Origin of the sequence: Roseburia zhanii, from assembly GCF_014287635.1 — a bacterium.
Taxonomy (GTDB): domain Bacteria; phylum Bacillota; class Clostridia; order Lachnospirales; family Lachnospiraceae; genus Roseburia_B; species Roseburia_B zhanii.
Genome location: NZ_JACOPH010000014.1, coordinates 77,281 through 84,588, shown reverse-complemented (window position 1 = coordinate 84,588; position 7,308 = coordinate 77,281). Strand labels below are relative to the sequence as shown.

At 36.1% G+C, this 7,308-nt stretch carries 10 protein-coding genes; 4 read left to right on the top strand and 6 right to left on the bottom strand.

The features are described 5' to 3' along the window. Nucleotides 1-89: 89 nt before the first annotated feature. A complete protein-coding gene (locus H8S17_RS13260; RefSeq protein WP_117831456.1) occupies nucleotides 90-338 on the bottom strand; it encodes a helix-turn-helix domain-containing protein in 249 nt (82 codons plus the stop codon). Further along, nucleotides 322-762 carry a sigma-70 family RNA polymerase sigma factor gene (locus H8S17_RS13255; protein WP_186867622.1) on the bottom strand — a complete coding sequence of 147 codons (441 nt, stop codon included), beginning with the start codon at nucleotides 760-762 and terminating at the stop codon, nucleotides 322-324. Before H8S17_RS13255 ends, H8S17_RS13260 begins: the two co-directional genes overlap by 17 nt. 526 nt (nucleotides 763-1,288) lie before the next feature. On the opposite strand from H8S17_RS13255, the gene H8S17_RS13250 reads away from it, so the two are divergent. After that, nucleotides 1,289-1,639 (top strand): helix-turn-helix domain-containing protein, encoded by a 351-nt coding sequence (locus H8S17_RS13250; RefSeq protein WP_002593580.1) that lies wholly within the window; start codon nucleotides 1,289-1,291, stop codon nucleotides 1,637-1,639. Nucleotides 1,640-1,733: 94 nt separating this feature from the next. Here the strand turns inward: H8S17_RS13250 and H8S17_RS13245 are convergent, their stop codons facing one another. Next, nucleotides 1,734-2,069 (bottom strand): hypothetical protein, encoded by a 336-nt coding sequence (locus tag H8S17_RS13245; protein WP_186867621.1) that lies wholly within the window; start codon nucleotides 2,067-2,069, stop codon nucleotides 1,734-1,736. 170 nt (nucleotides 2,070-2,239) lie between these two features. Between H8S17_RS13245 and H8S17_RS13240 the strand changes: the two genes are divergently transcribed. Then, nucleotides 2,240-2,497 carry a helix-turn-helix domain-containing protein gene (locus H8S17_RS13240; protein ID WP_038292320.1) on the top strand — a complete coding sequence of 86 codons (258 nt, stop codon included), beginning with the start codon at nucleotides 2,240-2,242 and terminating at the stop codon, nucleotides 2,495-2,497. Between the two features lie 20 nt (nucleotides 2,498-2,517). Here the strand turns inward: H8S17_RS13240 and H8S17_RS13235 are convergent, their stop codons facing one another. Beyond that, nucleotides 2,518-2,949 carry a winged helix-turn-helix domain-containing protein gene (locus H8S17_RS13235; RefSeq protein WP_002593578.1) on the bottom strand — a complete coding sequence of 144 codons (432 nt, stop codon included), beginning with the start codon at nucleotides 2,947-2,949 and terminating at the stop codon, nucleotides 2,518-2,520. 150 nt (nucleotides 2,950-3,099) lie between these two features. Between H8S17_RS13235 and H8S17_RS13230 the strand changes: the two genes are divergently transcribed. Both H8S17_RS13230 and H8S17_RS13225 read left to right on the top strand, forming a co-directional pair. Next, nucleotides 3,100-3,486, top strand: coding sequence for a BlaI/MecI/CopY family transcriptional regulator (locus tag H8S17_RS13230; protein WP_002593577.1), 387 nt, complete (start codon nucleotides 3,100-3,102; stop codon nucleotides 3,484-3,486). Nucleotide 3,487: 1 nt separating this feature from the next. Then, complete coding sequence (locus H8S17_RS13225; protein ID WP_117482131.1) at nucleotides 3,488-5,293, top strand: BlaR1 family beta-lactam sensor/signal transducer; 1,806 nt, start codon at nucleotides 3,488-3,490, stop codon at nucleotides 5,291-5,293. 85 nt (nucleotides 5,294-5,378) lie between these two features. On the opposite strand, the gene H8S17_RS13220 is transcribed toward H8S17_RS13225, so the two are convergent. Beyond that, complete coding sequence (locus tag H8S17_RS13220; protein ID WP_117482133.1) at nucleotides 5,379-5,927, bottom strand: hypothetical protein; 549 nt, start codon at nucleotides 5,925-5,927, stop codon at nucleotides 5,379-5,381. 115 nt (nucleotides 5,928-6,042) lie between these two features. Beyond that, nucleotides 6,043-7,308 carry a DUF6070 family protein gene (locus tag H8S17_RS13215; RefSeq protein ID WP_186867620.1) on the bottom strand — a complete coding sequence of 422 codons (1,266 nt, stop codon included), beginning with the start codon at nucleotides 7,306-7,308 and terminating at the stop codon, nucleotides 6,043-6,045.

Sequence of the window (7,308 nt, the reverse complement as noted above, 5' to 3'; positions counted from 1 at the left end):
CGTCCTGTATGCAAAAAATATTCAGTTGTCAAGGTACAGGGTGCATACGCAGCAATCAGCGAATGGAAAGGGACAATGCTAACCGCCTGTTATGCAACTTCAAAAGCCAATATCTTTGTAATCAGCTTTGTTTCTAATCTGCGACGCAGAGTTTCATCAATGCAGTAGTGTACCTGTCCACTTTCGTCATACAACTTTCTTGTGGACAATTTGATTATGTACCCTTCATAATGTTTTAACACGGCATTGATTGCACTCACATCGCCCTCTGATGCTGCCTTTATAATATGGAAAGGCAACAAATTTTCTTTGTTTCTGGTTTTAGACATCTTTTTCATCTGCTATTCCTTCCATAATCTTTCTCAAAATTTCCAGTGAGCGTGTTCTGTGTTCATGAATGGTACTGCGAACCAGATTCATTTCTCTTGCAATATCTGCATCGCTCATCTCCATGAAATAGGAAAGTAAAATAACATTCCTTTTTCTTTCCGTAAGTTCTTTTAATGCTTCCGCAATCAAAGTATTTTTTACTTCAATATCATAGCCATGCACTTCAAAATGATGATTTTCTGTTCCGTACTCATCCATAGTAAATAGTTTGCTCAACTCCTTTTCTGACAGTTCAGAGAATGTGACTTCGTGTTTTCTGCGATAGTCCATGTGCTTGTAATAATTGACAGCTTCACCTTTTAATGCCATCTGGCACAAACGGTCAAACTGATGCCTGACAGTCATTTCATCCTTAGAGGAAGGTTGCCCCATACGAGTTCACCTCCTCCCGTTCCGAATGACAAGGCATTTGCCTTTTTTCCCTTCCGGTGTATCTCCCAAATGAAACCGGGGAGATGTTCGGGTGGATTGAAAAATTTTTATAGAAATTTTTCTGTATACAAAAAACGTCCTCGCAGGCACACACCCACAGGACGCTGTTCATATCTGATATTAAATTTTCTCCACACTCTACGAGTGCGTATAATGCACTTTCAACTGTAGCATCTGCCGCATTACTTAAAATGCAACCTATTTACCTGCCCTTTCACGCACTAAACAGGACACTATTTTCCAAATACAAAAATATCCTTTCAACGGTTCAGAATACATAACTCTCCCAAACACATTCAAAGGATAAAAAGCATGTGAAAAAACCTTTGAACATTGCGTTTTTTTATATGCAATATCCAAAGTTTCTTATTTCATTAAAGTGTGCTATATCCCTCTGTTTTAGTGCTTTATTAGTTCATTTCTTTTTCAAATCGTGAACTATACACTATATACGGAGGTGCATGATATGGCTAAATCTAAGAAAATTGATAAAGACATGGGTTTTCGCCTGAAGAAAGCCAGATTAGACCAAAAGCTGACTTATGATGAGTTATCCGAAAAATCCGGTGTCTCATCAAGATATATCAAAGAGATTGAAAATCATGGCAATGTTCCAAGTCTTGAAAAACTCGGACAACTCATTCGTGCTTTACATATCTCTGCTGATCCGTTTTTTTATCCGGCAGCTCCAACCGATAATCTGGATTACCAAAGGCTGCTGGTTTATCTTTCAGAATGTACAAACGATCAGATCACCACTATTCTTGCACTTGTGGAAGCCTATCTTCGTACATATAAAACCCATGAGACAGAATAGCAGAAAGATTTCGATTTTTTCTGGATTATTTCTGAATTATTCTGAAGAAAAACAGGGTGGTCAGCTTCCCGGTAAGCCATCCACCCTGTTTGAACTATTCTTTGATATGCATAAGCACTTCTTTCACTTTGTTTCTTTCCTTTAAAATCCCCAGTCCGTCAAATATCTGCATTACATCTACCATCCCCTGATAGTAGGCTCTTTGTTCTTCTTGAAAATGAGCGTGATCCACTATATCCATATAATTTTCGAAAAATTCTCTGTGCTCTGCACAAAGCTCAGCCAACACCGTTTCATATTCCCGATTCGCCTTTTTCAATGCTTTATCTGCATTTTCCGATTCGTTTGTGTGAACAGAATACTCTCGTTCTTCTGCTTCGCTTCTAAGTTCCTCCAATACCTCTGCTACTGTTTCAAATACTTCGTTCATTTTGTATCCACCTTTCAATATAAGTATTGCATTTTGCAGTCAGTATTATCAATCCCAAGATTACATCAAATAAATTTATTTTCTTATACTTCATCTTTAGAAGTATATTATCAACATTATTCCGTAAAATCAATCATGTAGCACTTCATCTTTAGAAAGTTGGTATTTGAATGAAGATTTACTGGAATAAAGAAAAAAATTCCAAAAACCTTATTGGACAACGTGTAAAAGAATTACGAACCGAAAAGCACATATCACAAAAAGCATTAGCTGAACAACTCCAGCTTGCCGGATATGAATTTAGTGATTTGACTGTATTACGCATTGAACAAGGGACACGCTTTGTACCGGATTATGAAGTAGTGGCTCTGGCAGAATTTTTTCATGTATCTTGTGAATATCTCTTGGGTGTTAAAAAAGAAAAATAAGCAGTGATCTGGACTATAACTTACAGACCACTGCTTAAATTTTTATTGAAGCGATACCCTACTCCCCATACAGTCTGTATGTAAATCGGTTTACTTGGATTATCTTCTATTTTTCCACGCAGGTTGCGGATATGGCTCATGACAATATTATAATCACCAAAATATGGCTCTTTCCAAACAATATTATATATTTTCTCCTTGCTAAATACCATTCCAGCATTTTGCGCTAACAGTAAAAGAATTTCAAATTCCGTAAAAGTAAATTCTATTTCTTTGTTTCCTTTTACCGCCAACCGTCTTTCAGCATTTATTGTTAATCCCTGAAATTCTAAGCATTTTTTTATGTTCTTATTTTCACATATTTTCATTTGCTTATTTTCTAATATGCTTAATATCTCGCTAATAACATCATCTTCACTATTTTCAAATGACAACAGCAACATTTTCCCCATAACTTTCCACCTCCTCAAATCTTACTTATGTAATAGTTCAATTATTACATAAGTAAGATTTACAGTCAACTATTTTTCCAAAATTGACATTTCAACAAATACAGAATATACTATTTTTATTACAGGCGTAAGATTTAAGGAGTGATTTACATGAAGAATTTACCACAAATTTCGGAAGCAGAATTTGAAGTTATGAAAATTGTATGGAAATATGCCCCCATTAACACCAATGAAATAACAGAAAAATTACTACAAACAACAAACTGGAGTCCCAAAACTATCCAAACGCTCATTAAGCGTCTTGTGACCAAGGGTGTTCTCACTTATGAAAAACAAAGTCGTGTTTTTGTTTACACACCGTTAGTAAAAGAGTGTGAATATATTAGTCAAGAAAGTAATTCTTTCTTGAATCGCTACTATAATGGTGACATTACCTCTATGCTATCTGCATACATAGAAAACGATAAACTGTCTGAAACAGAAATTGAAACACTTCGCTCCCTTCTTTCCAAGAGTTCCAAAAAAGGAGGCGATTAACATGGCTAATTTCATGATACGCTTTTTATTATGCAATGTATTTATCAGCGGTATCGTTGGAATTCTTTTGATAGCCAAATGGGTATTCAGAAACAACTTGTCCAGCCGGATGCAGTATAATCTATGGTTGCTGTTACTCGGACTTTTAGCAGTGCCTTTTATCCCCTTCCGTCTAATTAGTTTTCCGCAAATTTTCTCATGGCTCAGTAGCGTAAGAAACTCTTCCGCTTCTCATGCCGATGTTGGTGCAAATAATGTTATGGATACCGGTTTATCTGGTACTACAAATTGGATGAATGACTTTGCCCTTTCTGTAAATAAAGACACGCCATCCGTTACCGGATATATTTTATTAGGTATATGGATTGTGGGAATGCTTGCGATGATGATATTGGTAATCAAATCTTCTCTTCGTTTACGCATAATAAAGAGATCTGCGCTCCCCCTTCAGAACCCAGAGGTTCGCAGACTGTATAACAAATGCTTGAATGAGATGAAAATAACAAGGAATATTCCTGTGTACAGTACCGCTTTTTTGAAATCACCTATTATCGTAGGATTTTTGAAGCCATGTATTTATCTGCCAATTCATTTAATCTCAGATTATCATGAATCTGATATGAGATATATGCTATTGCATGAACTGCAACACTACAGACATAAGGATGCCATTGCCAATTATCTTATGAACTTTGCCGGAGTGCTTTATTGGTTTAACCCCTTTGTCTGGTTTGCGCTAAGAGAAATGCGTAATGACAGAGAAGTTGCCTGTGACACTTCTGTTCTAAAAATGCTGGAAGAAGACGATTATGAGAATTATGGAAATACGCTGATTAACTTTATAGAAAAGGTCTCCATTTCTCCTTTTCCGTTTGCTGCCAGCCTTAGCGGAAACATGAAACAAATAAAGCGTCGCATTATCAACATCGCTTCTTATGAGAAACCAACGTTTTACAAGAAGTTAAAAGGCATGACTGCTTTTATACTGACCACAGTTCTAATAATGGGACTTACACCTTTTATTTCTACATATGCAGCGGACGAAAGTCACTACCAATGGAAATCTTCCTCAGAAAATATTTCATATGTAGATTTTTCTAAATACTTTGGAAAATACGAAGGAAGCTTTGTTTTATACGATCTGGGAAATGATGCCTGGAGCATACATGATATAGAACATGCTACGCTACGAGTTGCGCCGGATTCCACTTACAAGATATATGATGCTTTATTTGGATTGGAAGAAGGTGTCATTACACCAGAAGATTCCTTTATTGCATGGAATGGAGAAAGCTATCCGTTTGAAGCATGGAACGCTGATCAGACCTTACAGTCTGCGATGACATCCTCTGTGAATTGGTATTTTCAAACAGTAGATGAACAGCTTGGAGCCTCTGACGTTTACAGCTATGTTCAAGAAATCGGATATGGTAACGAAAACATGAGTGGCGATTTCTCCTCTTATTGGATGGAATCCTCCTTGGAAATATCTCCAATAGAACAGGTCGAACTTTTAACCAAGCTACAGAATAACAGTTTCGGCTTCGCCCCTGAAAATATCAATGCAGTAAAAGATGCCATCTGCCTTTCAGCTTCCGATGCCGGAACATTCTACGGAAAGACCGGAACTGGCCGTGTAAATGGTCAGGATATTAATGGATGGTTTGTTGGCTTTGTCGAAACGGAAGATAATACATACTTTTTTGCCACAAATATTGGAGCCGATAGAGATGCTACCGGAGGCAACGCAACTGAAATAACCATGTCTATCTTGTCAGACATGAATATCTGGGTATCACAGAAATAACAAAAACGAGTAAAGGTTAACTGTAGAATTAACTTTTACTCGTTTTTTTCCATTATCTTATTAATTGTTTTTTCTTTTTTAACTACTACTTTTTGCAATATTCATAAATATTAAATGGTTCTTCTCTTTTTTCAAATAAGATATCAGCTTCTTTAATAATCTTAATAAGTTCTTCTGTCTCTACACCTACTGTTTTTAGTACAAGTAACTTTTTTTCATTCGTTATGAGAAAGAAAAAACCTTTGTACAAAAAGACTCTATCTATTTCTTTAAGTTCACAGATCTTTTTATCTTCTAATTTTATTCCCTGAACATCAATTTCCACTTTGTTATATCTTGATTTATTCCATACAAATTCATGGACATTATTTTCAAATTTTTTTCCCTTAGATTGAAACCAAATAATCCAAATCAATGCAATAATAGAAATCCCCATTTCCACATAAAACATCGGATAACTCTTTACAAAATAGCAGCCGATTGATAACAAAAATAATACTGGTGTCATTATATAAATAATTTTCCTTCTATTATTTTTTGTCTTAAGTAATTGATATGGCATAGCATATTCTAACGAAAGCATATACTCTAATGCTTTTCTATCTTCATCGGTCATAATAGACTTTATAATCATTTTTACTCCATCCTTCCCTTAAAATACAATATAATAACCTCTGTCCTTTATTTCTTCATGTGTCCTCCCATCTCTTACATATGTAAGATTAGTACAAAACACTTCTATTGTCAAATCAATTTTTAATTCGGTATTGGTAATCGGGTATCTGCATAATTCCGTCATTTAGGATTTCATTCCCCAAATACTGAAAGCTGCCATCCTCTGCAAACCTTATCGTAAGTTCATGAGTTATAACTGCATCATCACATATAACCATATCACAAACTGCATCAACGGTTAGTGTAATTGTTCCATCTCCATTTTCTCTTATATCAATTACTTCCGGCAAAGAAGTACCAAAGAACGTTGGTGCATAATTAAGGCAACCAAGACGCACCCAAGCGTAAGTCTGGTTTTCCTCATCAAACACCGCATATTCCCGTATCTGCTCTGCCGTCACCGGAAGATACTCCATAATTAAATTTTCAAATTCCTCTTTTGGTATTCCATTTGGGTAATTCTCAGAATTAAACTTTTCCTGGTATTTCATTGCATACAGATATTCATATATCCCATTATAATCCAGTTCTTCCATATGCTCTGTATCCCAATTGGAACATAAGAGGTTATTTCCCTGATATCCCAGACCACGCACGCATTTTTCAGACATTTCACGCTGTTCCTCTGTCATTGGCTTTACTCTGATCAGACAGCTCCCATCCACCATCTCAGTTACTTCCGGATACTCTGGTACACATAGTTCATAACAAAACCACCCTTTACCCGTATATTTCCACTCTTTGATTCTGGTGTAAGAAATGTATGATGTTCCTGGTGTATTATTATCATTCCAAACGCCTCTTGTACTTACGATGTACATATCTGTTCCATCGAAAATAAATTTCATTCTTCCTACGCCACCATCATCATATATCTCATAAATTACTACAGCGCCGCTTTTCCCATCCATGCATTCATTGAGAAATTTATCTACATTTTCATAATTTCCCATATTAGAATACAAAACCAATGTAGCAACCGGACATCCTGTTTCCATTATTTTCTTCTGCATTTTAAAAATTGTTTCATCTTCCAAAACAACATTAGAAGCTGCTCCTTTATCTGCATCTCCATAAATGTCAGAAATACGTTCCATCATTTCTATACAGTCATTTTCAGCTTCCACCGCTTCCTGTTCGTCCACGGGAAGATTGTAGCCCTTTTCCCACTGTTCTGTAGCCTCTTCCTCTGCACTTTTTGTTTCCTCTGTGGAAGATACCTCTTCTGTATCTTTCTCAAGAGTTTCGCTTGTAATACTATCTTCCTTCCCACAGGCACACACACAACACCCAATCAGAAATGCCGTAATCAGTAAAATATTCATTTTCTTTAATACCAT